Below are 26,910 nucleotides of genomic sequence, written 5' to 3' on the forward strand. Positions count from 1 at the left end.
TACTAATATTTCCCCCATTAAACACATGCTACAGGAGGTGAAAGGCAGAGAATAAGGGTAACCTTATTCAAGCCACAAATATGGCCCAACAATGGACACCTGCTACATTCAAAGAATTTCACAAGGAAGAACATGATGCCTGCGGAATCGTTTCCTGCATTGAAAAAAAGAAGATCCCTACTAACGAAAACATCTTTGCCTGTATCGACGCCCTGGTTAAAATGAACCATCGCTGCGGCTTCATCAATGGTGAGGGCGATGGCGCCGGCATCCATATCGATATTCCCCGGGCTCTTTGGAAAAAGAAACTTGAAGCGGCAAATGTCGATTCAGGCATCGTCGATCAAGATACCTTCATAGTCGGCCACTTATTTCTAAGCAAAAAAACAGAAGCGAACGACTTAAAGGTCGAAGTTAAGGAGAAACTGCTCCAACATGGTCTCTCATTGATATTCGAAACGGATAAAACCTACCGTTCCGAGGCATTGGGACCGATTGCCATTCAAGAAGACCCAATGTTCTGGCAATTCGCCTGTTCCTCAACCATCAATAACAACCAGGAGCTTTCAAATGTTCTTTTTGAGCTGACTTCCGACATCGAAAAAAGCGATTTCATCCATGTCGCCTCTTTAAGCCAGCATCATGCGGTATACAAAGTGATGGGTGCGGGGGATACGCTCCCTGCCTATTATCTTGATCTTGCCGATCCTTTGGCTGCCTCCACCATGACACTGGGACATAATCGTTTTTCAACCAATACTCTATCAAGCTTCTTCCGGGTCCAGCCTTTCAGCGTGCTTGGTCATAATGGCGAAATCAATACCATCGCCAAATTGCGTGATGAAGCGAAAATGATCGGAGTTCCCATCGCTAAAGATGGAAGCGACTCTCAGGATTTAAACAAGACGATCGAAACTTTCATCTGCCGTCATGGCTACTCTTTATTCGAAGCTGTCGATCTTATGTTTCCGCCAATCATCAATGAAATCAAGGAATATCCCGAGCACTTACAAGACTTATATACGTATTTAAGGGAAGCATGGGGTCATTTTGCACAAGGTCCGGCAGGCATCATCTCCCGTTTCGGCGATGAAGCCGTATTCTCTGTCGATTCTCTAGGCTTGCGCCCGTTATGGAATATTGAAACGGAATCATCCTATATGTTCACTTCCGAACCAGGAATCATCCCTTCCAGTGAATATACCGGAGATCCGAAACCGATGGGTCCAGGGGAAAAAATCGGGTTGAAATGGAACGGCGACCGAATTGAATTGTACACATACAAGGATTACCAGAATAAAGTGTTTGAACTATTCAATGATCGTTTCGTCCTTTCCAATGACCGAGTCCGCTTACAGCCCCAGGTTTTTGAAAAGGTTGTCTCCATGACAAACACGCAAGCCATTCATAATGGTCAGTATAAGGCCTTTGGGTGGGAAAGGGAGCATGTCCAATTAGTGGAACAGATGGCCGAAAAAGGCGCTGAGCCCATTCGTTCACTTGGTCATGATGCGCCGCTGGCAGCACTTAATCCCCAACGGACCAACATTGCTGATTTCATCAAGGAAAGCGTGGCCGTTGTAACCAACCCGGCGATCGACCGGGACCGGGAAACCGAGCACTTCTCAACAAGGACGATCATCGGAAAGCGCCCTTCCCTATTCGAAGCTAATAAGGCAGGAAAGGTGACGGAGCTGCTGACTCCCTTATTGATCGAAGGATCAACGGGTTATGAGTGCTCATCCATCGTATCGCAGCCAAGCTACGACCAGTTCATTAAATATAACCAAGATCAAAAACTCATGCACATCATCTCAAGCACATTCAAAGAGGATGAAAACATCACGGATGCCCTGACCAGGATTACGGATGAAAGTGTCAATGCTGTGGATGAAGGAAAAACGCTGCTCGTTCTGGATGATGCCCTTGCCCATCAAAACGGCAACCTTTGGCTTGATCCACACCTGGTCACTTCAGCCGTAGACCAAGCGTTGGTCCGTACAGGCAAGCGTCGTGATTGTTCCATCCTTTTACGTTCAGCATCGCTAAGGTCACTGCATGATATCATCGTTTCTTATGGTCTAGGGGCCAACTTAATCAGCCCTTATTATATGTTCCTTTCCTTATCTTCAGATGACCATAAGGGGGTTACCAATCTATATAACTCCTTGACGAAAGGGCTTGAGAAAGTCATTTCCACCATTGGCATTCATGAGCTGCGCGGCTATGGGAGACTTTTCTCAAGCATCGGTTTACATGAGGAAATCGCGAAATATTTAAATGTGGCTAATTTCTTCGGTTCCAATGATCTGGACTATAATTTTGATAAAATCAAGGCAGATGCCATCCAGCGTGCAGAGGATTACGGCAATGAAAAAGAACGGATGGGCAAGACTTTCCATCTATTCCCTAGAATTTGGAAATCTATTGGGGAAGTTGCTTCAACCGGGGACTATGATGCTTATCGCGAAAAGATCACTGAACAGGAAGAATCCAATCCGACGACGATCCGCCACTTGACATCATTAAAAACTTCAGATGCTTCCGTCCCTTCTGAAGAAGTCACTCTTTCGGTCGGTGAACAGGAATTGCCGTTCGTCATAGCCTCCATGTCCTTTGGATCACAAAATGAGATTGCTTTCCGTGCCTATGCAGAAGCAGCCGAGAGGCTAGGCATGATCAGTATGAATGGCGAAGGCGGGGAAATAAAGGATATGCTGGGCAAGTACCCGAAATCCCGCGGACAGCAAATCGCTTCCGGACGTTTCGGTGTCAATGCAGAACTCCTGAACTCTTCAAATCTATTGGAAATTAAAATTGGTCAAGGGGCAAAACCCGGTGAAGGCGGTCACCTTCCCGGTTCCAAGGTCACAGCGAAAATCGCAGAAGCCCGAAATGCTACAATCGGTTCCGATTTGATCTCCCCTTCCAATAACCATGATATATACTCAATTGAAGATTTGGCCCAAATGATCCATGAGCTAAAAACGGCAAATGACAAGGCAAAAGTTGCCGTCAAAGTACCAGTCGTTCCAAACATCGGTACGATTGCTGTCGGCGTCGCAAAAGCCGGGGCCGATATCATAACGCTTTCCGGTTTTGATGGCGGAACGGGTGCTGCCAGGATCCATGCACTCTCACATGTCGGCCTGCCAGTTGAGATAGGTGTGAAAGCGGCACATAATGCACTGCTTGAATCAGGTATCCGGCAGAACGTTGAAATTTGGGCTGACGGTGGGTTAAAAAGCTCGATGGATGTTTTGAAGGTAATGCTGCTTGGGGCAAATCGTGTAGGCTTTGGGACCCTTTCGATGATTGCAGTCGGCTGCACAACGTGCCGCGGATGTCACCTTGATACTTGCCATGTGGGCATCGCCACCCAAATTGAATCGGAAGCTCAGGCGAAAGAACACGGGCTGCGCCGTTTTGTTCCACGTAAATTTGATTTAGCCGTACAGGGGTTAACGAATATGTTCAGTGCATTTGCAAAAGAACTCAAATCTTTGACCGGATCACTTGGGGTGAAGAATCTTCAGGATATCGTCGGGCGTTCTGATTTGCTGCAGCAAGTTAAAGGGCAACAATCATTGGATTTAACCTATTTATTAAAAAATCTGGATATAACACCGTTCTCGCATAAGGAAGCGGCGGCATATTTGAATGAAGGCTCCATGCAGGTAGCCGTTGGCGCAGAATATCTTGATTCGCATGTAGATGAACTGCAGCAATCCCGCAGCTATAGCTCGATCACTTCCGAGCAGCGTGTACTCGGCAGCAGGGTCTCCTGTCACCGCGTTAGGGGCAGATTGGATGGATCATACAAAAAACTTCCTCCCGTTCACCTATCCTACCAGGATGGTTCCATTCCGGGTAATGGACTTGGGGCATACAATACGGAGGGAATTTCAATCAGCGTGAATGGCGGTGCCCAGGATGGTATCGGCAAAACATCGATTGGCGGTAACATTGCCATCTTTAAATCCCCAGGAAAAGATGGGAAGTTTTACAATGGCTCTGTCGGTAAGGGCTTTGGTTACGGTGCACAGCATGGTCTCCTCATTGCCCAGGGAGATGCCGATGCCAGGGCGGGAATCCGGCTTTCCGGAGCGGATATGATCATTGGCGGATTATTGAAACAACCGCTTCCTAAAAAGGAAAACGGTAATATTGCGGTAACATCCAATATTAAGGGATTCGCTTTTGAATACATGACAAATGGAAGAGGTTTAGTTCTTGGTGATCCCGGTCCATGGATTTGCGCAGGGATGACAGGCGGTGTCGTTTATTTACGGCAACAGCCTGAATCTGGATTAACCAAAGAGGTCATTAAGAAACGGGTTGCGAAAGGGGCAAAGATTTCCATTGAGTCCCTATCTGCAAAAGGCCTGCAGGATGTGGTTGAACTCCTTGGCAAATACACGGCCCTCTTGAAAGACCATGGCCAAACCGAAGAAGCTGCCTCTTTAGAGACACTGCTTCAGGATCCTGGAGAGCACTTCCTTCAGGTCGTTCCAGTTAAAGAACAGGCGGATCCTGCTGTATCCACGGAGTGATGCCGAAAATATATATTAAAAAAGGCTGATGCTCTTCAATTCGAGCATCAGCCTTTTCCCGTCATATACCTCTGGGCTCGTCTTCAAACGATTGAAAAACAATGCTGAAAGCAATCAAGAAATTGCCTAACGTTTCTTTATATATTAAACTTGATTTTAACTATTGTAACTCTTAGGAAAATCCTGTATATTACTTTTTGTTTACATCATCTTATTTTAGTGTAAAGTACTAACAAATAAGTTAGAATACAACTTTAAGCAAAGGCCTATATATTAATAGAGCCTTTTCTCGCCAGATCCATTACAACACAAAGAAAGGATTAACCCATATATGAAGTTTGGTGCCCGCATTCTCAAAACAGGAATAGCAATTGTTTTAGCGCTTTACCTATCGGAACTGCTTAACCTTCCTGCTCCTGTCCTTTCTGGGATTGCTGCAATTTTTGCAATACAGCCGACCATTTACCGTTCATATCAAACGGTATTGGAGCAAATTCAAGGAAATATCATTGGCGCATTGGTTGCTGTCTCCTTCGTTTTGTTGTTCGGAAATGATATTTTTATAATCGGTCTTGCCGTAATGGTTGTCATAACCATCAATTTAAAACTGAAAATGGATAAAACGATTGTCCTTTCCATCGTGACGGTCATTGCCATCATGGAAAGCCAGGACGGGGAATTCCTTAATTTTGCCTTTATTCGTCTCTCATCCGTTTTGCTTGGAATCGTTTCTTCGTTTATCGTGAATCTTGTTTTCATTCCTCCAAAGTACGAAGCAAAGCTTTATACACGCATTACAGATGTAACGGAAGACATCTTGAAATGGATCAGAATCAGCACAAGACATGCTACAGAACACACTTTATTGAAAAAGGACATCAGCCGGTTGAAGGCGGAGTTACTCGATTTGGAACATATCTATTCCATGTACAAAGAGGAACGGGAATATTTCAAGAAGAACAGTGTTGCTAAAGCAAGAAAGCTTGTCGTTTATCGGCAAATGATCATAACGACGAAAAAAGCGTTTGAAACCTTGAAGAGAATCCATAAATTCGAGAATGAAGTATATCAAATGCCTGAAGATTTCCAACGGAGCATCTTACAGCAGCTTGATTCATTGATCCGCAAGCATGAGCAGTTGATATTACTGCATATCGAAAAAATCAAGTCAATCGAGGAGATTGAAGATTGGGACCAGGATTGTTTAAGTCGTAAAGAGCTGCTCGCCCATTTTTTCGAACAGCAGAATCAAGTGGACGAAATGCATGATAACCTAGGCCACCTCTCTGCCCGCCTTGTACCATTGATTTCTGCAGTCATAGAATATGACGAACAATTGGAACACCTTGAAAAGCTGATCGTCAGCTTCCAGTCGTTCCATAAGGAAGATAACGAAATATCTGTCCAGTACGAAGAAGATTAAAAAAGACGGTTCCCGGGAACCGTCTTTTTTTTCGTCTCTATTTAGAGCATGCCCTCATTCAATCATCCAAAAGGTTCTTATCAGCAGCCTTTTCAATCGTATCCAATTTCTTCAAAAGATCCTGCAGCTCATCTTCCGAGAATGAATTGAAGTTCTTGCCCATCGATTTGTTATGATCCGCAAGGACTCTCCCCAAAATCGCTTCCCCAGCCTCTTTCAATTCAAGGTTGATGACCCTGCGATCCTTATCAGAGGGCTGCCGTTTCACATAATCCATTTCGACCAGCTTATCTACAAATACTGTAATCGCACTTGGCTTTACGGTTAAGAAGTCAGCCAGCTGGGTCGATTTAATCGACCCCTCTTTTTTCAATATCAATAAAATGAAAAACTGAGGCGATGTTAATCCATAAGGCTGAAGATTTTTTGCTACGATGGCCCTAAGCTTCTTCCTAATCCGAAAAATCTGCATCTCAATACTATTAGTTACTTCCCATTTAAATTCCAGCCTTCTCACTCCTTATATAGGACAATCCTACCTCTTAAATTTAATTAAATGGCATTCCAATGTCAACTTTACTTTCCATATATCCTTAAAACTAAAAAAAATTCAAATTTTTACTATTTCACTGTATTTATTTCCCACCATTTTTCCGAATAAATTACATGACAAAAAATAATTAAACTGGTAAACTCTTTACTTAATAATATTAATACTTATAAAAATTAATATTTATTAAAATTAATAAATAAACATTAGAATAGGAGGTTATTTCATTTCTAGCTAATGAACGTAAATCAAAAAAAAGGAACACATCATCAATATATTTTTGGAGGCGAAACAAGTGAATAGAGGACGTTTAGTTTTAATCAATGTCATTGGTTTGGTTATTATAATAGCGGCATTGGCCGGTGGGGCTTATTACTATTATGAAAGCACGAATTTCATTAAAACGGATGAAGCGAAAGTGTCAGGTGAGCTATATACCATCGTTGCCCCCGCTGCCGGTAAACTAGCAGATTGGGACTTACACGAAGGAGACAGTGTAAGTAAGGATGACAAAGTTGCCAATGTAACCACCTTAGACGGTAAAGAAGCGGTAAAAACCGCAGCACAAGGTACGATCGTTAAAACACAAGTGCATGATGAGCAGCTTGTTCAAGCAGGTCAAACGCTAGCTCAAACCATCAATATGGAAGATTTGTCCATAACGGCTAATATTGAAGAAAATAAATTGAAGGATATCGAAAAAGGTGACAGCGTCGATATTATCATCGATGGAGATCCCGATACGGTCTTCGAAGGTACATTGGAACAGATCGGTTATGCTACAACGTCTGTCTTTTCAGTGATGGGCAATCAAAACAGCAGCGGGAACTATACGAAAGTCACTCAAAAAGTACCAGTGAAAATTTCCATCAAAGCACCATCCGATAAAGTTCTGCCTGGAATGAACGCAGAAGTGAAAATTTCGACTAAATAAACCGGCTACACAGTTATACAGAAAGGAGGCTTTTCTTTACATGGCTTCTCAAACCATCACAGTAAATGAAAACAAGGGAATGAAACAGTTTGCCCCCATGTTAATTATCCTAATGCTAGGTTTGTTCATGGTCATTTTGAATCAAACCCTGCTTAGTGTCGCCATGCCAAGGATGATGGCAGAATTCAATGTAGCTGCGACTACGATTCAATGGTTATCAACTGGATTCATGCTCGTGAATGGAGCCTTGATCCCACTTTCCGCTTTTTTAATAGAACGGTTTGGCACGCGCATTTTATTCCTGGCTGCCATGTTTCTATTCACCGTCGGGACATTCATCTGCGGCATCGCACCAAATTTCCCCGTCATCCTTACAGGCCGGCTGATTCAGGCCGCTGGCGGCGGAATCCTGCAGCCTTTGGTCATGACGATCATTCTTTTCATCTTCCCTCCGGAAATGCGCGGGAAAGGGATGGGGATCTTTGGACTTGCCATTATGTTTGCCCCTGCAATCGGCCCGACTTTATCAGGTTGGGTCATTCAGGAATATAGCTGGCGGGTCATGTTCTACGCAATGGTGCCATTAGGCATGATCGTCATGACACTCGCATTTTTAAGTATGCGTAATGTAGCGGAACCAAGGAAAATCAAATTGGATTTGCTGGGTGCCTCTCTATCCTTGCTAGGTGTTGCATCATTACTATACGGTGTCAGTGAAGCAGGTTCCAAAAGCTGGACGGATCCAATCGTTCTGGGAACGATCATCATTGGGCTGATCCTTTTGACGCTTTTTGTGGTTCAACAGCTAAAATCGGAAACACCTATGCTCGACTTCCGTGTATTTAAGTATGACATGTTCGTATTATCCAATATCATTTCTGCAATCGTCACAGTGGCCATGTTTACCGGGATATTCTTATTGCCTATATATTTGCAGACTTTAAGAGGCTTCACGCCAGTTCAATCAGGCCTGTTGATGCTGCCCGGAGCCCTTGTGATGATGGTGATGTCACCCATTTCAGGAGCATTATTTGACAAAATCGGACCTCGTCCATTAGCACTAATTGGGTTGGCGATCACTGCCGTCACAACCTTTGAATTCGCTAAATTGACTACGGAAACTACCTATTCGACTTTGGTCATCATCTATGCCATCCGCGCACTTGGAATGTCTTTACTGATGATGCCGATCATGACTGCTGGGATGAATCAGCTGCCCAAGCATTTGAATACACATGGTACGGCAATGAGCAATACGCTGAAACAAGTGACCGGAGCAATTGGTACGAGCTTCGTGACGACCATTTATACAACCCGTGCTTCTTTCCATGGAACTGCTTTAGGAACGGAAATGAGTACGAGTGATCCCGGTTTTGTTCAGAATTTCCAGACTATCGTTCAATCCATCATGACTTCGATGAATCAAACTAGTGAACAGGCACAGGAAACTGCCATGTCGCTGATTTCTTCTCAAATCCAGGGTCAAGCAAATGTGATGGGAATCAATGATGCATTCTTTTGGGCAACAGGCTTCGCAATTGCCGGCATCGTTCTCTCACTATTTTTGCGCGACGTTCGGAAGGATAAAGCAATGAAACAAGCTAAACAAGAACCTTTGGATGTACCTTTGCTTCCTTCGCCAGTAAAAAAATCGGTTTAATTAAATGGAGGAATTAAAATGAAGATCTATGTTGTTTACGACAGTGAAGGTAACCATACGAAAGCACTTGCCGAATCAATAGCTCAAGGAGCCGCTGCGGTTCCTGGGGCTGAGGTTCTCATTGACCATGTAAACGAGGCGGATGTTTATAAGCTTCAGGAAATGGATGCTATCATTTGGGGCTGTCCCGGTCATTTCGGAACCATCAGTTCGAGTTTGAAAACATGGATCGATAAACTTGGGTATCTATGGGCGGAAGGTGCGCTGATCAATAAAGTGGGTGCTGTGTTCTGTACCACGGCCACCGTACATGGCGGACTCGAGGCTACCATGCTGAACTTAATCACCCCTATGCTTCATCAAGGCATGATCATTGTCGGCTTGCCCGGCACTGTCCCGGAAAATGCCTTATATGGTTCCTACTATGGAGTAGGGATAAGCTGTCCGCCCGGTGTGGATGACAATATCACCAACAATGACTTGAAGCTTGGAGAAGCATTAGGAAAACGGGTAGCCCATGTCACCCGTTCATTCATAAACGGGCTCTAGGAGGCTTGATTCAATGGGCATAATTCTAATTATCATCGTTGCCATATTAGCGGTTACGGGCTTGATCACATTCAATATCAAAGCCTTATCACCTGAAGGTAAGCCGCCTGCAGTCGAGGAAGAGAATTCGTCGGAAGAGTCCGCTTTCCCGACTGCAGATGATTCCATTACCGAAATCATCTCCCCCACAGACAATGATGAATTGAAAATGAAAGATCAGGATTATCGTTTGGCTCTTTCCAAGCTTCATAAACAAAAACCAAATGATGAGCCAACTGCAGAAAAAAAGCCTGATATTCGCAAAATGAAAGACAAGGAATACCGTGGTACATTGGAGGACTTCCGACAGAATGGCGATTAAAACACCCCCCCATTAGGCTAATTTGCCATTTGGGGGTTTTGTTTTATATGCCATTGAATGGATCTTCTCCTATTCTGCGGCCACCTTCAACTTAGTGATCGACGTGCAGTCTTTAACTTTATTTTCTGGTTGACAAATATTCACAAAGACTTTAAGCTAAGGTAATGCAACGCATACAATTTGTTAAACTCAGCTTTTGTTGAGAGACGGAATTTTAAAAGGATTTCCTTTTTTCGTTCGTCACTTGCCTTTTTGGCAGGTGGCGATTTTTATTTTTATAGGGGTGAAAAATATGCAACTTTTGAAGTATTCCATAATGGTCTTAATCGGTTCGATTTCATATGGCACTTTATCCACCATGATGAAGTTTGGATTCATGGATGGCCATTCTTCTGGAGAACTGGTCGGCAGTCAATATCTTGTCGGTTGGCTGATTGTCTCCGTTATATTTCTCTTTTCGTTTAAATATAAAGTTTCATGGAAGAGTGCCGGATTACTTTTAATCACGGGCATGATGTCCACTTTCGTCGGAAAGGCATATGCCGTTTCCGTATCCGAGCTTCCCGCTTCGATTGCCGTTGTCTTTTTATTTCAATTTACCTGGATAGGCGTCCTTATTGAAAGCTTCTTAAATAAAAGACGCCCGGATAAAAATAAACTCATTGCCATTTTCGTTCTTTTCATCGGTACATTATTGGCAGGGGCGATCTTTGGTCAGCCTCTATCTGGCCTAAGCCTAAAAGGCGTATTGTTCGGACTATTGTCTGCATTGCTTTTTGCGCTGTATATGTACTGCAACTCTCAATTCGCTGTTGGGGAATCTTCCATGAAACGGCTGTTTTTCATTGCAACGGGTGGTATGCTGACTGCTGTATTCACGACTAACCCCGTCACACTTGTAACGAATCTTGTCCAAACGAACCTATGGTACTACGGTCTGCTGCTCGGCACATTGGGTGTTTTAGTTCCTTTCTTTTTCTTTGCTGTCAGTTTACCGAAAGTGGGGGTCGGGCTTGGAACGATTCTTTGTGCTGCGGAACTGCCTTCAGCGATGGTCGTTTCCGTCATCTTCTTGAATGAACAGGTTACGTCATTGCAATGGTTCGGGATGTGCTTGATCATAGTCGGCATCGCCTTGCCTGAGGGAATAAAGCATCTGCCGCATTTCCTTCCTGGAAAAAAAACGCTGCATGAAAAAAGGATTTCATAACGTGATGCACAAGTTCGTATCAGAATAAAAAAGAAGGCCATTCCTTTAGCGGAATGGTCTTCTTTTTTATCTTGTATCCTTAAGAATCTAATTGTTGCACTTGAAATAGGTTGTAGTAATTCCCTTGCTTTTTCATAAGTTCTTCGTGTGTTCCCATTTCCGTAATTTCCCCATTATCGATATGAATGATCCGATCGGCATGGGTGATGGTTGATAACCGATGGGCGACGATGATCGTGGTCCGGTTTTTCGCCAAAATATCCAGCGCCTCCTGGATAAAGTGTTCACTTTCCAAATCCAATGCGGAGGTGGCTTCGTCGAGAACAAGGATTGGCGGGTTTTTCAAAAATACCCTCGCAATGGCCACCCGTTGCTTTTGGCCCCCGGATAATTTAACTCCCCGCTCCCCGACTTTCGTTTCATATCCTTCTTTTAGACCCATGATGAAGTCATGGGCATTCGCCGCCTTTGCCGCTTCAAATACTTCTTCATCACTTGCATCAGGTCGTCCCATAAGGATGTTGGCCTTAACCGATTCACTAAATAAGATATTATCCTGTAGAACCATTCCTATTTTATCTCTTAGGCTGCGGACTTGATATTTACGGATATCCGTCCCATCCAATAATACCCTTCCCTCCGTCACATCATAGAAACGGGAAATCAAACTGACGATCGAGGATTTCCCGCCACCGCTCATACCGACAAGTGCAATGGTTTCCCCTGGTTTAACATCCAAGTTTATATGTTTCAAAACGGGTGCCTCTTTCTCGTCATAAGCAAACGATACATCCTGAAAGGTTATTCGGCCATCTACATGCTTCAGCTCTTTCGCCCCTGGTTCATCATCGATATCATACTTCTCATCCACAAACTCAAAAACCCTGTCCATGGACGCCAATGTCTGGGTCATTGTCGTCGAAGAGTTAACTAAACGTCTGAGGGGATTATATAGCCGGTCAATGAAACCGACGAAAGCAACCATGGTACCCAGTGACAATTGTTCATGAATGACCTGATAACCGGCAAATCCTATCACGAGCAAGGGGGCAATATCGGTGATTGTATTCACGACAGCAAATGACTTGGCATTCCAGCTCGTATGCTTTAGGGCTTTATCGAGGAAATTCTTGTTCTGCTTCGCAAACAATTCCTGTTCCCTGTCTTCTATCGCAAAGCTTTTGATGACTGACATCCCTGAAACCCGTTCATGAAGGTGACTCTGTACATCCGCTAAGGCTTGGGACCGAATCCTTGTATACGTTCTCAGCTTGCCAAAGAAATGCTTAATCGAAAATGCGTAAAATGGTAGCATGATGATGGATACAATGGTTAATTTCACATCCATCGTAAACATGATGACTATCACTATGATGATCGTTGCGATATCGAGCCAAAGGTTCATTAAACCCGTGATGACAAAGTTCTTCGTTTGTTCCACGTCCGTGATCATCCTTGAAATGACCTCGCCCACCCTTGTATTGGAATAATATTTAAAACTCAGTTTCTGTATATGGGTAAATAAATCATTACGAATATCATATAAGATTTTCGTTCCGGTCCATTGAGCGAAATATTGTCTGTAATACTCAATCGGCGGTCTAACTGCAACAAAAATGAATATCATGATGGCCATCGCCCATATAAGGCGTTCGGACTTCACGGCTTTGGACAGATCACCGTTTCCGATGATGTCATCCACTATATACTTACTGAGCAATGGAAGCAAAAGCGGAATCGCGAACTTTAGCAGTCCAATCAGTACCGTTCCGATTATCTGCCATTTATATGGTTTGACGAATTGCAAATATCTCTTAATGCTCCCCACGGAATCCCTCCTTTTCTTAATCAATAAAGCCAAATGCTAAAAAAGCCCATAACGGTCATTTTGGAATCTTATATGCACTATTCAATTATATTTTCCTTTTCGGTAATTAACTATCAAAAGGATTACTTTCATAAACATTTGTAGGAGGTTAAATGGTTCCTGCGTATTGAAAGAGTGAATCAGATGTGTAGGTAAGATACACAATGAAAAAGCCTGCCAATTATGCAGCAGGCCTTTTCTATCATCGATAGGTTAAAAAGCGTTCATACCAACTATCAATAAACTCTGCGGAGAATGGTCCTTTTCGCTGGCGTATCATATAAATCAAATAGTCTACGTTCTGTTTCAATATTGAATCGATGGCATCCGGGTAATTCATTTCTTTCCGATGCCTTTCATATTCATCCTCATCCAGCAAATTAAACGTCATATCTGGGAATACTTTAATGTCCAGGTCATAATCAATGTATTTCAATGCTCCCGAATCGTATGTGAACGGCGAACTGATATTGCAATAATAATAAACCCCGTCCTCTCTCAACATACCAATAACATTAAACCAATACTTTGAATGAAAATAGCAAATCGCCGGCTCTCTAGTAATCCAGGTCCTTCCATCTGATTCCGTTACCATAGTACGGTCATTCGCTGCTATCACCAGATTTTGGGTCCCTTTTAAAACGGTTGTCTCTTCCCAGATACGATGGATATGTCCATTATGTTTATAGCTATGGATTTGGATTTTTCCTCCTTCGGCAGGAACAATCCCCATTTATCTCTCCCTACTTTCTATAGACACCCTGACAGCGTACTGTGCCCTATTCCGTTTGCAGTTGTTTTGTGTATTTAAAATATATACTTTTTTCCATTTACCCTATATTCCTATATTATAGCGATTTATTCATAAATTTAAAACAAAAGTGGCTAATCTCCCAGTGAAAATGTGTAAATAAGTCGAAAAAGTCTGACCATCCACCCATTTCATCTAAGAAATTAGCCGGTTATTTATCGTATGGCTGCCTGTCCTTGCTGAAAATAACGGATTACTTCTTCCGTTTGCTTTTCGAACATTTCATGGATACTTTTCAATTCCTGCTTTTTAAGTTGAATCTCTTCCTGAATGGTGACCGCTTCACTCTCCTCTTCAAGGGCAAGGAGTTGCTTCTCTATATCTTGGCATCTTTCGATTTCGGATTGTAAAAGTAAAAGCTTATCCATCGTTTTCAACTGGTTGTTTATAAGCCGGTTAAATTCCTCCATGAATGCACCTTCCTAATCTGTATTTTTTCTATAGTATGTATATTCTATTTTTATCACCTTTCTCCTTTGACATAAAATGTAAACACAACGAAACATTTGTCGAATCCAATGGAAGGCAAAAAAAAACATCCTTCATAAGAAGGATGCTTTTCATCGGCAATTAGCCTTGGTTTTTATTGCTTTGAGATCTTTGGTTTTGTTGTTTCACTTCTTGAACGTTAGTTTCAGAAGCAAACTCTGTACCGAATTGGCCTTGTGCTTGACCTTGGCCTTTTCTTTGTTGAGATTGCGCGTTTTGTTGTCTTACTTCTTGAACGTTAGTTTCAGAAGCAAATTCTGTACCGAATTGGCCTTGGCCTTGCTGAGATTGCGCGTTTTGTTGTCTTACTTGTTGAACGTCAGTACCTGCTTGTGATTTATTCATGTTGTTTTTAGCCATTGATATCACCTCCACGATAATAAGATAACCATTATCCAGGAGGGCTATCCAACAAAAATCATTTAAATTTTTCCAGTTACATTAAACAAGCAATGAAATGCCTCCATCAACTATTACGGTTTGTCCACGAATCATCCTGGCTCCATCGGAAATTAAAAACATGATGGTATTCACCATATCTTCCACCTCGACCATCCGTCCAGCGGGAGTCTGTTCTGCCGCCTCAGCAAGCATTTCATCCCGATTCGGGAAAGACTTCAGGGCATCCGTATCGATCACACCGCCTGAAACGGCATTGACACAAATATTTTTAGCAGCCAATTCGACCGCTAAATATCTTGTCAGGGCTTCAAGCGCAGCTTTGGAAACTCCAACAGCTGTATAATTTTTCAAATAGCGAATGGATCCTAGTGAACTGATGCTGACGATTTTCCCCCCGCCGTTCCTCTCCATTAGTTTCGCCGCTTCCTGTGCGCAGAAAAGGAGGGCTTTTGTATTGATGTCCATGGTCCAGTTCCAATGGGATTCCTCCAGCTCCATCAATGGACGCTGGACGCCAGAGGCCGCATTATTGATGAAAATATCCAAACGTCCGTAATAAGCATCGATTTCCTCAAACATGCTTTTCACTTTCGCAACATCACCGACATTTGCCTTGACTACAAGGGCTTTTCGCCCCAACGCTTCAATTTCGGCTGCCACTTCTAATGCTTTCGACTTGCTCCGGGCATAATTAATAACGAGGTCGTAACCCTCCTCCGCAAGCCTTATTGCCGTGCTTCTGCCTAAACCTTTACTGCTACCTGTAACGAGTGCCACTTTTTGTTCCATTCGTTTATTCATCCTTTCTGAGTAAACACCGAGTAATAAAAATCATTTTTTAAGGAGTGTTACTGTTATGTATGTTGGACGTGATATGACTGAGTTGTCGATGATGAAAAAATCGGATTGGGAAAATAGTGAACTTGCCTATTTTCATCACTCCCTTCAACAAATGGTACCTTATTTAAACCAAGAAGGACAGAGTATCCATAGCGAAATCGTCAAAGAAATTGAAAATAGAGGCGGACTTAACAGGCAAGAAGCCGATTATACTCATGGAACGAAAACCAGTTACGAATGATTTTATACGGATATTGCTTTGAAAATCAACAAAAGGAAGAGGATATCTTATCGGATATCCTCTTTTATGCATATATCACGATTTCATTCGCTTATTCAATGCACTCCTTTTTCTTTATACGCCTTCATCATTTTTTGGTGGGAGACCGGAAATGCCAACTGCTCCATCTCTGCTTCACTCACCCACTTAAGTTGCTGTTCTTTTAGCGTCTCTTCACCGATATCCTCTTTGACCACACCGATATACGTGTCCATTTTCCAAACGAGATGTGAGAAAACATGTTCAATTCTCACAAGTGATTCAGTGATTTCCGGTTTGACGCCATACATTTCCTTAAACCGACTCTCGAAGAATTCCCTCTTATGCAAGAGGGATGTATGGTTTTCGAAATTCGGATATTCCCAAAGATTAGCTAGCAATCCTTCTGAGGCTCGCTTGTGAATTAAAAATTCACCTTTTTCATTCGTTAAAACGGCAGCTACAATTGGTACATCCCTTGTTTTTTTCTTTTGGATTTTTACCGGCAATTCCGACTGAACCCCTGCTTCAAATGCTAGACAATGGCTTTGAACGGGGCATAATAGGCAGGCAGGCTTACCAGGTGTGCAGATTAATGCTCCAAGTTCCATCAAGGCTTGATTGAAGGCAGAGGTATGTTCATGATCGATCAGCTTCCTGACGGCAGCTTCGAATGTTTTTCTTGTCTTTGGCTTTGCTATGTCTTCATATATCATTAATATCCGTGATAAAACACGCATGACGTTTCCATCAACGGCTGGCTCCGGCTTGCCGTATGCGATACTTAGAATCGCACCGGCAGTATATGGGCCGACACCTTTCAATTTGGAGATTTCCTCGGGATCATCCGGTACAATCCCATTGTAGGAAGCCTTCACTTCCTGAACGGCACTATGCAGATTCCTTACACGCGAGTAATATCCCAGCCCTTCCCAAGCTTTCAGGACCTTCTCTTCATCCGCATTGGCAAAGACCTCGAGTGTCGGGAACCATTCCATAAACCGGTTGAAATAAGGAATCACCGTGTCCACTCTCGTTTGCTGCAGCATTATTTCAGAAACCCAAACACGGTAGGGGTCCTTATTCTCCCTCCATGGCAATTCTCTTTGTTCTTCGAGAAACCAGGAAACCAAATCTTTTTGAAATTCATCGATTTTTATTTTTTCTATTGTCGGGATCGTTATTTCTTTCACATCAGTTCCTCCAAAGATGTTACACTCTAATCAAAATTGGGAATACCTATAGTAGGCCATTCTTTTTTTAATATCATGTTCATATCCATTTATTTGTAGCGGGTCACTTGAAATAAGTCAAAATTATATTCATTTGATGGTTAATATATAAATACGGTATGATGAAAGAAGACCATTTTTTTCAATTTGTGGCAGGGAGGTTAGTTTTTTGGATACAGGTACTCACTTTGTCATGGGAATTGCTCTTGGAGGTCTTGCCACATTAGATCCCGTCATTGCGCAGAGCCCAGTTACTGCAAGTGCAGTCATAGCAGGTACGATATTGGGATCACAAGCTCCGGACATTGACACCGTTTTAAAATTAAGGAATAACGCTGTATATATACGTAACCACCGTGGAATCACGCATTCAATTCCCGCTGTTTTACTTTGGCCCTTGATTATCAGCGTAGCAATTTTCGCCATCATACCTGAAGCAAATTACCTTCATCTTTGGCTTTGGACCTTTTTAGCCGTATTCCTTCACGTATTCGTGGATATATTCAATGCTTATGGGACCCAGGCACTTAGGCCGATTTCGTCAAAATGGGTAGCTTTAGGGGTCATCAATACATTCGATCCATTCATTTTTGGAATACATGTTGCAGGCCTGATACTATGGGGCTTCGGATTTCCTCCAGGCTATTTATTTCTTTCCATTTACGGGATACTCGTCATTTATTACATTTCCAGGTTCAGGGAACAAGCTTTTATAAAAAGAGTGGTCAAACAGCAAATTCCTGGAGCAAGGAAAATTCTTTTATCACCGACGATGCGCTTTCACCGCTGGAAAATTGCGGTGATTACCGAAAAGAATTATTATGTGGCACGAGCCGATAATGGATATGTGAAGATTCTTGATACGTTCGATCGGGTGCCATTGCCTGAAAGTGAAATTCTCGAAGCCGCCAAGAAGGATATCAACTTGGCAGCCTTTCTGTCCTTTTCTCCGGTTTACCGCTTCGAAATCGAACAGATAAAAGAATATTATGAAGTCCGTTTTATCGATTTAAGATATCGCAGCAATGGATATTACCCGTTTGTGGCAGTGGTCCATTTAGACAGCGAATTGAATATCTTGAATTCTTATACCGGCTGGATCTTTAGCGAAGCGAAGCTGCAGAAGAAATTGAATATTATTTTGTAGTATATTGAAAAAGAGCTGATTCCAGGGAACTCCTCTGGAATCAGCTTTTTTAATGTAGTCGATTCTGCTGATTTAATAACTGCTGATATTTAGGGTTCTTTGCAATGAATTCGTGGAATTGCTCACCGTAGTTATCAATCCAGGTCCTTACAACGCGCGATGTCATTTCTTCACCGGCATATTCATGCCCAGCCTTTGCATAGGTCGCTTCGAAATCTTCCCATAATAATTCCACCCAAGTCAAAGCTTGCTCATACGTGATGTGTTCATTTTTCTCAAGCAGTATCTTGGTTAATCTTTCATGGTAATCATTCATTAGAACCACCTCATTGCCAATATTTTTACAGAATGAACTATACTGTCCCATACCCATACTAGTTGTAAGCGGAAACGCTTCTTTCTTAATCTGATGCTTGGAGGAGAAAAAATTTGCGAAATAAACAAAAAGGATTCCCCAACCAAAACAATAACAAATTCCAAGGCGAACCTCGTGCAAAGGCAAGATATGCTTCAAAGCGTGCAGATGGAAGTATTAATACACACCCTCAAGAAAGAATGAAAGCTTCAAACGAGCGTTCGAATTAAAAGGTACATCAGAAGGAACCGGGTACTTCCCCGGTTCCTTTTTATTTCAGCATTGAAATCGGGAGTGCTTCTTCCTTACCGCTACCGCCCAAGCGGTAACCCCAAGCGAATACGCCGTTCATATAATCAATTTTGAAATAGACACCGGGATCTCCGTCAATTTGATATATTTCACCTTTTTTGAAATCATCAGGATTTAACAAATAGGCCTTGGCCATCGTCACTTTTCGTTCCAATACTGAATATTCATTAACCATTCCCAATTGCTCTGCTTTTCTCGCTTTTTCAGTCAACGCTGCGATTTCCTGTTGCAGTTCATAGGCAGACAGCTTGCTGTATCTTACGTCGCTCATATATATGACTCCTCAAATGAAATAATTAATTTACTTCTATATTAAACAAAATTTTGTGATTTGGCTATTGATGCACTTAATCACCATCAGGATTGGAAAGATAACGCTCAATCAATTCTATTGGAAAACCTTTTCGGTATAATGCCTGCTTCATTTTTTGTTCATATTCGAAGCCTTCATGGTTTTTATATCGGCGTTGCATTTTTTCGACATGGTGGCAAAGGGAATCCCATTGTTCATCCTCATCCTTTTCCACCGTCACATCTTCAAGTGCTTCATGGATGATATCTCTTGGGAAACCTTTCCGTAACAAGGTTTGTTCAACCTTCAGCCTTAAAGCTCGTTCGGAAATGTTTTTTTCCTTTTTGACCGCTTTTCCAGCCAGATTCCTTGCATGTTCAATTTGAATACCATAAGGGTATTCCTTCAATGCCTCGACAATCAACTTATCTTGCACCCCTTTTTCCTTAAGCTCAAGCTTAAGGGTGGTGGGCCCTTTATTCCCTCCATTCACATGGGTCCGCACGTAAGCCTTGGAAAATTCAAGGTCGTCTAAATAGTTAAAACTGTATAGTTTATGTATCGCTTCCTTAATGATCGGCTCTTCCGTTTCCTTCTTTTTTAAATAAAGGCGAATTTCCGATTCCGAGCGCATCCGGTATGATAAATAATTAAGTGCATCGGTAAATGCTTTTTGGATTTCATCATGGAATTGTATCTCGGCCAAAAGCAGGTCATCAAGTTCCATACCCTTTTTCAACTGAAATTTCAATAGCACTTCTTCGTCTACACTGAAGGCATATTTTTCGTCAACGAAGATGTTATAACGATCTTTACGTTTCTTTTGGGTTGTTATTTTTGTTATGTTTGGCATAAATCCACCCCCCACACCTACTTTACCCCTTTACGTTTACCATTTCTATATATAGCATGCCTAAAAATGAAAAAAGAACATGGGCATGTTAAAGTGAAGGAAAGACAGGGAAAGGAAGTGGTTTTCATGAAAATAGCCATTGCTGGTGGAAGCGGTTTTGTCGGCACAGCCCTAATTGAAGAATTATCAAAAGAAAATCATGATATATATATTTTGACACGTCATCCCGAAAAATTTAAGAAACAGACTAATTTGACATATATCGGCTGGTTGACCGAGGAGGCAACGCCGGAAATGCACTTGGAGGGGCTCGATGTGTTCATTAACCTTGCTGGTGAATCTCTGAACAGCGGCCGTTGGACACCTGAACGAAAGCGCCGGATTGTCGAAAGCAGGATCGAGGCTTCCAAAGAGATGAACCGGATCATATCCATACTGCCCTCTAAAGTGTCCGTCATCATTAATGCAAGTGCAATCGGATATTATGGTATTTCGGACGATGAGACCTTTACCGAAACCTCTGAATCCATTGGTGATGATTTCTTGGCCCGTACTGTTCAACTATGGGAAAAGGAAGCGGCTAAATCACGCTCTTACAGTAAAAGGTTGATCTTTACAAGATTCGGGGTGATTCTTGGAGAAAAAGACGGAGCACTGCCAATGATGGCCTTCCCCTATAAACTATTTGGCGGAGGAAAGATCGGCAAAGGGAATCAGTGGCTTTCCTGGATTCATATCCATGACGCGGTCCGTGCAATCATCTTTAGCATGAATGATGCTAGGATAGAAGGTCCAGTCAATTTTACGGCACCGAACCCCGTCCAGATGGATACATTCGGTAAAACGATAGGAGCTGTCCTGCACCGGCCCCATTGGTTAACTGTCCCCCCTTTCTTCCTCAAGAAATTGTTGGGGGAAATGAGCATCCTTGTACTTGAAGGGCAAAATGTCCTTCCCGCTAAACTTAAAGAAGAAGGATTCACCTTCTCCTTTCCAACCCTTAAAGAAGCCTTACAAAATATCCTAAAAGAAGATTCCCACGTATGAAAGGGTCATTTTAGGAAAAAATAGGGATATTAAGTGAATGGAGATGATCTAATTGCTCAAAAAACACGATAAAGAAAAAAGTAACTTAACTAGTACACAAGCGATTCTTTATGCTCGCGAATTTAAAAAGGCAGATCGAGCTGGTGGATATACCGAGAAGAAATCCCGTCGTTAGTTTTGGAGTTTTTTCCCTTACATTTTGAACAGCCACTAAACACAAAATAAGCTGGAGATGATTAATGAAATTCATCTCCAGCTTATTTTATATTCCAGGGGGCGACGATAACATGGGACGAAATAACATACACCATAATCGAGATAAGAACAAACAGAAACTTCCTCAGGTTCCCAAAAACCTGAAAAGTGACGGACTTGACGTTGAATATTCTTCCGAACTGGCTGACCAGGAAGATATCGAGGCACAAGCCCGTGCAAATGCGGCTGACCGCCGTGCTCATAATCGCCGATAAGCAGAATAAACCAACCCAAGGGGCTATAAGTTAGCCCCTTGGTCATCTTTATTTACATAGCTTATCCACAACCCTGTGTATATTGTGGATATATTCTGAAAATACTGACAAAAAATAAGTCAATTAACTCACCTTATCAACATGAAAATAATGTTATTTCTGGATAACCCTGTGGATTATGTGGATAAAGGAGGGATTGGGCTAACCACGCTACATTTTCGTTGTGGATAACTATTCTCTCTCCTTCATTTGTTCCACAAGGTTATTATTTATAAAATAATTTATCCAAATCTTTTTCCAGCAATTCTAAACCCTATCTTGGTATTTCATCGGCTGCTGACCCCTGCATTTAAAGAAGGTTCCCCAAACCTTTGCCATCAACATTTTCTTCCAACTGTTTACGTAGCAAGAACTTTTGTATCTTCCCACTTGCGTTCCGAGGCAGTTCATTACAGAAGATATATCTCCTTGGACGTTTATAGTTCGCCAATCTATTACTGTTCTTACACCAAGTTTCTAAATCTCTTTCGGCAAGCATTGGGTCTTTGGCTACGATGAATGCCGTTACCGTTTCCCCCCATTGATCATCTGGCTGACCAAGTACCGCACAGTCGAGAACTCCTTGATGCTCATATAGTGTATCTTCCACTTCACGCGGATAAATATTTTCCCCTCCAGAAATAATCATGTCGTCCACACGGTCCTTGACCCACAGATATCCATCTTCATCTAGGAAACCGATGTCACCGGAATGGTACCAGCCTTTGTAAAGCGCCTTTTCGGTCTCTCTATCTTTTTGAAAGTAACCCTGCATGATACACGGGCCCTTTACAAGGATTTCTCCTGTTTCCCCAGGTTCCAGCATATCCTCGGGATCTGATGGCCCTTCGTCATTCGGACGGGCAATGATGATTTCATGTTCGGAACATGCCTTGCCGGCAGAACCCGCTTTCCTAATTTGATCTTCCTCCAATAGGAGAGTTATGGCCGGCCCCATTTCAGTCATTCCATAGGCCTGGATGAACTGGATGCCGAGTTTCTCCTGACAGGCACGGACAAGGGATGGAGCCATCGGGGCTGCCCCGTAAAGCCCTAACTTCAAGCTCTGGAATTTATACTCCTCCAATTTTTCCTGAATGAGCATGTTCCACATCGTAGGTGCAGCAAAAAACTTGGTGACCCCCTCGGATTCAATCAGTTCCATGACCTTTTTGGGATGAAACTGATGTAATATGACATTAGCTGCACCGACCTGTACACGAGGTAAAAAAGAGCAGTGCAATTCAGCACAATGAAACATCGGTGCAGTAATCAAACCGATATCAGAGCGTTCATACTTCATGGCCTCTATTAAAATCTCGGCTTGTTTGACCATGTCTTTATGAAGGTGGATGACCCCTTTGGGACGTCCGGTAGTTCCGCTCGTATACATGATGGCATAAATGTCATCTTCGTGAACTTCAACTTCATCTGGCTTTGAGGAGATAATGGCCAATTTTTGGCGGTAACCTTTGGCATACCCAGGCACATCCCCATCAATATACCAGAAGGCCGTTTCCGGAAATCGCTTTTCAACCGCGGCGACGTTCGTTTCCAATTCGCGTTCGAATAGAACGACCTTTGGAGCAGCATCGTTCAAGATGAAGGCCAACTCTTCCGGCATTAAACGGAAGTTGATCGGATTGAAGATTGCACCGATTTTTGCACAGGCAAAGAACGCTGTTGCAAGCTCTTCATTGTTGTAAAGGTACGTAGATACCCTGTCCCCTTTTCGCACCCCTTCCGCTTGAAGGGCCGCCGCCAACCTATTCACCTGTTCATTCCATTGGATGTACGTATAGCGGATATTTCTTCTCACGTCGTAGATAGCTTCTTTAATGGGGAATTTCTGAACCGTCTGATCAAAGATATTTTTAATCGTTACTGACAAATCATTCTCCTCCTCAAGTAACCACCATCAACAGGAAGAATTCAGCAAAGCCTGCCGATGGTCGACTTCATCCCTTTTTCAGCTTTTACTTTCATGCGAATTACGAATATTCATAAATGGATAGTCCAGCTTCAGTCCATTCTTTCAATGATGGTGGCATTCGCCATGCCGTGGCCTTCACACATCGTTTGCAGCCCATAACGGCCGCCCGTCCTTTCTAATTCATGTATCATGGACACCATCAAACGGGCCCCGCTGCCGCCAAGAGGATGCCCCAATGCAATCGACCCGCCATTTGGATTCAGCTTCTTTGGGTCTGCCCCCGTTTCTTTTAGCCATGCAATCGGTACAGGAGCGAAAGCCTCGTTCACTTCAAAGATATCGATATCATCAATTGTAAGACCCGCTTTTTCCAAAGCTTTTTGGGTGGCGGGAATCGGTCCCGTTAGCATCAGGGTGGGATCCGACCCGACAACAACCCGTGTATGCACTTTAAAGCGCGGTTTCAATCCAAGTTCTTCTGCTTTACTGCGTTCCATCAATAATAAAGCGGCAGCACCGTCACTGATCTGACTAGAATTCCCTGCATGGATTAAACCGCCTTCTTGAAATGCCGGTTTCAATCCAGCCAGCACTTCAAGCGTAGTTCCGCCCCTTGGGCCTTGATCTTCCGTAACTTCGATTTGATTTCCTTCTTTATCAGTACCCATTACTGATATCATTTCTCGGTTAAAATGTCCTTCTTTTTGAGCACGTATTGCCTTGGCATGACTTTCAACGGAAAACCGATCACAATCTTCACGTGTTATTCCCCACTTGTCTGCGATTCTTTCAGCTGATAAACCTTGGTTGATCACCTCGTAAAGGTCCATATACTTTTGGCTTGTTACAGCACCTTGAATATTCGACCCCATGGGAACTCGTGACATGTTTTCCACTCCACCTGCCACTACCACATCCATATCACCCGACAGGATGGCCTGGGAAGCAAAATGGACTGCCTGCTGACTTGATCCGCATTGACGGTCAATCGTCGTTCCCGGCACTTCAATCGGAAATCCGGCTATCAGTGCGGCAACCCTTGCTATATCACCGGCCTGTTCGCCCGACTGTGAAACACAACCTAAAATGACATCATCGACAATAGCAGGATCGATGCCCGCCTTTTCAATCAGCTTCTTCAATACTTCCCCTGCCAGATCATCAGGGCGAACGTCTTTCAAGACACCGTTCCTTCTGCCTACCGGCGTGCGAATTCCTTCAACGATAACCACTTCCCGCATATACTCTCTTCCCTTCTCATCTTTACTATAGGCCTAGATTCTTAGCGATGATTTTCTTCATGATTTCATTTGTGCCGGCATAGATGCTTGCTACCGGAATATCCCGATATCTTCTGGCAATTTTGTATTCCTCCATATATCCATAGCCGCCATGGAGCTGCATGCATTCAATAGATATTTTTCTGGCAGTCTCCGTCAAACGCCATTTCGCCATCGAAACTTCCGTTACAACCTGTTCACCAGCCATATGTTTGGTGATCAATTGATCTAGGAAAGCACGCCCCATTTTTATCTCCGTAGCCATTTCCGCGATTTTGAATTGAGTATTTTGTAACTGACTTACAGACTTTCCGAACGCTTCCCTGCCCTTCACATACTCAATCGTATCGGCAAGCATATCCTCAGACGCGGTTTGAGCACAAATTGCCACCACAAGGCGTTCCTGCTGCAGTTTTTCCATTAAATAAATAAACCCCTTGCCTTCTTCACCAAGCAGGTTTTCCTTTGGAACACGGCAATCCTCAAAGATGAGTTCTGCTGTATCCTGACTGTGCAAGCCAAGTTTCTTCAGTTTTCTCCCCCTGGAAAATCCGGGTGTATCCCTTTCGACCACGACTAAGCTAACGCCTTTATGTTTCGGAACGGCGCTGGGATCCGTTTTACAGGCAACAATGATCAAATCCGAATGAATGCCATTTGTGATGAATGTCTTTTGACCATTTAATATGTAATGATCTCCATCCAAAATGGCAGTCGTTTTAATATTGGCCAAATCCGAACCTGTACCAGGCTCTGTCATGGCAATGGCTGTAATGATTTCCCCTGTCGTACATTTTCGAAGCCAGCGCTGTTTCTGCGACTCATTTCCGTAGGCGGAAATATACGGTACGGTGATATCACTGTGAAGTCCGAAACCAATGAACCCAGAACCAACCCTTTCCAATTCTTCATTAATGATAACGGCAAAGCCCCAATCTACCCCGGAACCCCCATAATCTTCTTCAAGGTCCGGACATAAAAAACCCTGTTCCCCCATTTTCACCCAAAAAGACCGGGGAATGATCCTCTCTTCTTCCCAACGTTCATAGTGGGGAGCTGCTTCTTTTTCTAAAAACTTTCGGAAGGTCATACGGAATATTTCATGTTCTTCACTTAGGTACGGATGCTTCATCTGTTTTATCTCCTCTCCATTCCTTTGTCGGAGGCTCTTTTTCTAGATTTACAATGGTTTGATTGACAACTTACCTTGGTGACATTCTAATGGCCCCATCCAGTCTGATTGTTTCCCCATTCAGCATTGGATTCGTTATGATGCTTTCCGTTAGTTTAGCGTACTCTTCTGGATACCCGAGCCTTGATGGGAATGGCACGGTTTTCCCTAATGACGTCCTGGCTTCTTCAGGTAATGAATCGAACATCGGTGTATGGAATAGACCCGGTGCAATCGATACGACACGTATCCCTTTGATGGCAAGCTCCCTTGCGATTGGCAGAGTCATACCGACAATCCCTCCCTTGGAGGCACTATATGCGGCTTGTCCGATTTGTCCTTCAAAGGCAGCGACCGAAGCTGTATTGATGATGACTCCACGCTCCCCCTCTTGATTCGGTTCATTTTCGACCATTTTTTCAGCCGCAAGCCGGATTACGTTAAATGTACCGACCAAATTGATTTGCACGACTTTTGAGAACGCTTTCAATTCATGTATGCCTTTCCTGCCTATGACCTTCTCTGCAATGGCAATGCCTGCACAGTTGATGACAGTATTGATGCTACCGAATTTTTTTATTCCTTCATCCAATGCTACAGATACGCTATCTTCACTAGTTACATCCGTTTTAATAAACAGGATCGAATCGCCCAACTCCTGAGCCATTTTAGCGCCATTTTCTTCCGAGAGGTCGAATATGACCGCTTTTCCACCTTTTTTAATGATGTTTCTTACTGCCGCCGCTCCCAGACCTGAAGCCCCGCCTGTCACAACTGCAATGGTTTCTTGAATTTCCAAATTCTCACCCCATCTGTTTCTAGAATATATATTCATCTTTCACTATCATCAAAACCTATTTTCAAGATTAAT

27 protein-coding genes are annotated in these 26,910 nt (G+C 43.0%); 13 read left to right on the top strand and 14 right to left on the bottom strand.

The window, feature by feature from the left end:
- Positions 1–80: 80 nt before the first annotated feature.
- Entirely contained in the window at positions 81–4,553 is a 4,473-nt protein-coding gene (locus A6755_RS23250) for a glutamate synthase-related protein (protein WP_063592105.1), read from the top strand.
- A gap of 331 nt (positions 4,554–4,884) precedes the next feature.
- Entirely contained in the window at positions 4,885–5,976 is a 1,092-nt protein-coding gene (locus A6755_RS23255; protein ID WP_034305350.1) for an FUSC family protein, read from the top strand.
- Between the two features lie 58 nt (positions 5,977–6,034).
- On the opposite strand, the gene A6755_RS23260 is transcribed toward A6755_RS23255, so the two are convergent.
- A complete protein-coding gene (locus tag A6755_RS23260) occupies positions 6,035–6,493 on the bottom strand; it encodes a MarR family winged helix-turn-helix transcriptional regulator (protein ID WP_084738069.1) in 459 nt (152 codons plus the stop codon).
- 328 nt (positions 6,494–6,821) lie between these two features.
- On the opposite strand from A6755_RS23260, the gene A6755_RS23265 reads away from it, so the two are divergent.
- The 5 genes from A6755_RS23265 to A6755_RS23285 all read left to right on the top strand — a co-directional run bounded on the left by A6755_RS23265 (position 6,822) and on the right by A6755_RS23285 (position 11,240).
- Complete coding sequence (locus tag A6755_RS23265; protein WP_057278723.1) at positions 6,822–7,460, top strand: biotin/lipoyl-containing protein; 639 nt, start codon at positions 6,822–6,824, stop codon at positions 7,458–7,460.
- A 55-nt stretch (positions 7,461–7,515) separates the two neighbouring features.
- Positions 7,516–9,120 (top strand): DHA2 family efflux MFS transporter permease subunit, encoded by a 1,605-nt coding sequence (locus A6755_RS23270; protein ID WP_371748515.1) that lies wholly within the window; start codon positions 7,516–7,518, stop codon positions 9,118–9,120.
- Between the two features lie 18 nt (positions 9,121–9,138).
- Complete coding sequence (locus A6755_RS23275; RefSeq protein ID WP_063592106.1) at positions 9,139–9,669, top strand: NAD(P)H-dependent oxidoreductase; 531 nt, start codon at positions 9,139–9,141, stop codon at positions 9,667–9,669.
- A 13-nt stretch (positions 9,670–9,682) separates the two neighbouring features.
- Complete coding sequence (locus tag A6755_RS23280) at positions 9,683–10,030, top strand: hypothetical protein (RefSeq protein ID WP_063592107.1); 348 nt, start codon at positions 9,683–9,685, stop codon at positions 10,028–10,030.
- Positions 10,031–10,322: 292 nt separating this feature from the next.
- Entirely contained in the window at positions 10,323–11,240 is a 918-nt protein-coding gene (locus A6755_RS23285; protein ID WP_048678324.1) for an EamA family transporter, read from the top strand.
- Between the two features lie 79 nt (positions 11,241–11,319).
- On the opposite strand, the gene A6755_RS23290 is transcribed toward A6755_RS23285, so the two are convergent.
- The 5 genes from A6755_RS23290 to fabL all read right to left on the bottom strand — a co-directional run bounded on the left by A6755_RS23290 (position 11,320) and on the right by fabL (position 15,598).
- Positions 11,320–13,068: an ABC transporter ATP-binding protein gene (locus tag A6755_RS23290; protein ID WP_034305364.1), complete on the bottom strand. Its 1,749-nt coding sequence runs from the start codon at positions 13,066–13,068 to the stop codon at positions 11,320–11,322.
- Between the two features lie 241 nt (positions 13,069–13,309).
- Positions 13,310–13,840 carry a nucleoside tri-diphosphate phosphatase gene (ntdP, locus tag A6755_RS23295; protein WP_048685440.1) on the bottom strand — a complete coding sequence of 177 codons (531 nt, stop codon included), beginning with the start codon at positions 13,838–13,840 and terminating at the stop codon, positions 13,310–13,312.
- Between the two features lie 233 nt (positions 13,841–14,073).
- A complete protein-coding gene (locus A6755_RS23300) occupies positions 14,074–14,328 on the bottom strand; it encodes a YgaB family protein (protein WP_048685443.1) in 255 nt (84 codons plus the stop codon).
- Positions 14,329–14,488: 160 nt separating this feature from the next.
- Complete coding sequence (locus tag A6755_RS23305) at positions 14,489–14,767, bottom strand: gamma-type small acid-soluble spore protein (protein WP_063592108.1); 279 nt, start codon at positions 14,765–14,767, stop codon at positions 14,489–14,491.
- An 81-nt stretch (positions 14,768–14,848) separates the two neighbouring features.
- On the bottom strand, positions 14,849–15,598 hold the full coding sequence (gene fabL, locus A6755_RS23310; RefSeq protein WP_063592109.1) for an enoyl-[acyl-carrier-protein] reductase FabL: 750 nt from the start codon (positions 15,596–15,598) through the stop codon (positions 14,849–14,851).
- A 67-nt stretch (positions 15,599–15,665) separates the two neighbouring features.
- Between fabL and A6755_RS23315 the strand changes: the two genes are divergently transcribed.
- Entirely contained in the window at positions 15,666–15,890 is a 225-nt protein-coding gene (locus tag A6755_RS23315; RefSeq protein WP_034305377.1) for a hypothetical protein, read from the top strand.
- A gap of 95 nt (positions 15,891–15,985) precedes the next feature.
- Here the strand turns inward: A6755_RS23315 and mutY are convergent, their stop codons facing one another.
- On the bottom strand, positions 15,986–17,101 hold the full coding sequence (gene mutY / locus A6755_RS23320; RefSeq protein ID WP_063592110.1) for an A/G-specific adenine glycosylase: 1,116 nt from the start codon (positions 17,099–17,101) through the stop codon (positions 15,986–15,988).
- Between the two features lie 208 nt (positions 17,102–17,309).
- Between mutY and A6755_RS23325 the strand changes: the two genes are divergently transcribed.
- The gene (locus tag A6755_RS23325) at positions 17,310–18,287 is read left to right on the top strand and encodes a metal-dependent hydrolase (protein WP_063592111.1); all 978 of its coding nucleotides are present in this window, start codon (positions 17,310–17,312) and stop codon (positions 18,285–18,287) included.
- A gap of 49 nt (positions 18,288–18,336) precedes the next feature.
- On the opposite strand, the gene A6755_RS23330 is transcribed toward A6755_RS23325, so the two are convergent.
- Complete coding sequence (locus tag A6755_RS23330; protein ID WP_034305384.1) at positions 18,337–18,603, bottom strand: YfhJ family protein; 267 nt, start codon at positions 18,601–18,603, stop codon at positions 18,337–18,339.
- 113 nt (positions 18,604–18,716) lie between these two features.
- Between A6755_RS23330 and A6755_RS23335 the strand changes: the two genes are divergently transcribed.
- On the top strand, positions 18,717–18,872 hold the full coding sequence (locus A6755_RS23335; protein WP_034305387.1) for a small, acid-soluble spore protein K: 156 nt from the start codon (positions 18,717–18,719) through the stop codon (positions 18,870–18,872).
- Between the two features lie 41 nt (positions 18,873–18,913).
- Here the strand turns inward: A6755_RS23335 and A6755_RS23340 are convergent, their stop codons facing one another.
- Together A6755_RS23340 and recX are read right to left on the bottom strand one after the other, a co-directional pair.
- Positions 18,914–19,225, bottom strand: coding sequence for a YfhH family protein (locus tag A6755_RS23340; RefSeq protein ID WP_034305394.1), 312 nt, complete (start codon positions 19,223–19,225; stop codon positions 18,914–18,916).
- A gap of 76 nt (positions 19,226–19,301) precedes the next feature.
- Positions 19,302–20,099, bottom strand: a complete 798-nt coding sequence (recX, locus tag A6755_RS23345; protein ID WP_063592112.1) for a recombination regulator RecX — start codon at positions 20,097–20,099, stop codon at positions 19,302–19,304.
- 126 nt (positions 20,100–20,225) lie between these two features.
- Between recX and A6755_RS23350 the strand changes: the two genes are divergently transcribed.
- From A6755_RS23350 to A6755_RS23355, 3 genes are all read left to right on the top strand, one after another.
- Positions 20,226–21,146 carry a TIGR01777 family oxidoreductase gene (locus A6755_RS23350; RefSeq protein WP_063592673.1) on the top strand — a complete coding sequence of 307 codons (921 nt, stop codon included), beginning with the start codon at positions 20,226–20,228 and terminating at the stop codon, positions 21,144–21,146.
- A 52-nt stretch (positions 21,147–21,198) separates the two neighbouring features.
- Positions 21,199–21,321, top strand: coding sequence for a YfhE family protein (locus A6755_RS26420; protein WP_081088510.1), 123 nt, complete (start codon positions 21,199–21,201; stop codon positions 21,319–21,321).
- A gap of 112 nt (positions 21,322–21,433) precedes the next feature.
- On the top strand, positions 21,434–21,616 hold the full coding sequence (locus tag A6755_RS23355) for a YfhD family protein (RefSeq protein WP_034306455.1): 183 nt from the start codon (positions 21,434–21,436) through the stop codon (positions 21,614–21,616).
- 349 nt (positions 21,617–21,965) lie between these two features.
- Here the strand turns inward: A6755_RS23355 and A6755_RS23360 are convergent, their stop codons facing one another.
- From A6755_RS23360 to A6755_RS23375, 4 genes are all read right to left on the bottom strand, one after another.
- A complete protein-coding gene (locus A6755_RS23360; RefSeq protein ID WP_063592113.1) occupies positions 21,966–23,546 on the bottom strand; it encodes a fatty acid--CoA ligase in 1,581 nt (526 codons plus the stop codon).
- A gap of 131 nt (positions 23,547–23,677) precedes the next feature.
- Positions 23,678–24,829 carry a thiolase family protein gene (locus tag A6755_RS23365; RefSeq protein WP_063592114.1) on the bottom strand — a complete coding sequence of 384 codons (1,152 nt, stop codon included), beginning with the start codon at positions 24,827–24,829 and terminating at the stop codon, positions 23,678–23,680.
- Positions 24,830–24,854: 25 nt separating this feature from the next.
- Positions 24,855–26,000, bottom strand: a complete 1,146-nt coding sequence (locus A6755_RS23370) for an acyl-CoA dehydrogenase family protein (protein ID WP_063592115.1) — start codon at positions 25,998–26,000, stop codon at positions 24,855–24,857.
- Positions 26,001–26,070: 70 nt separating this feature from the next.
- Complete coding sequence (locus tag A6755_RS23375) at positions 26,071–26,838, bottom strand: 3-hydroxyacyl-CoA dehydrogenase (RefSeq protein ID WP_063592116.1); 768 nt, start codon at positions 26,836–26,838, stop codon at positions 26,071–26,073.
- Positions 26,839–26,910 lie beyond the last annotated feature (72 nt).

Source organism: Peribacillus frigoritolerans (assembly GCF_001636405.1).
GTDB lineage: Bacteria > Bacillota > Bacilli > Bacillales > DSM-1321 > Peribacillus > Peribacillus frigoritolerans.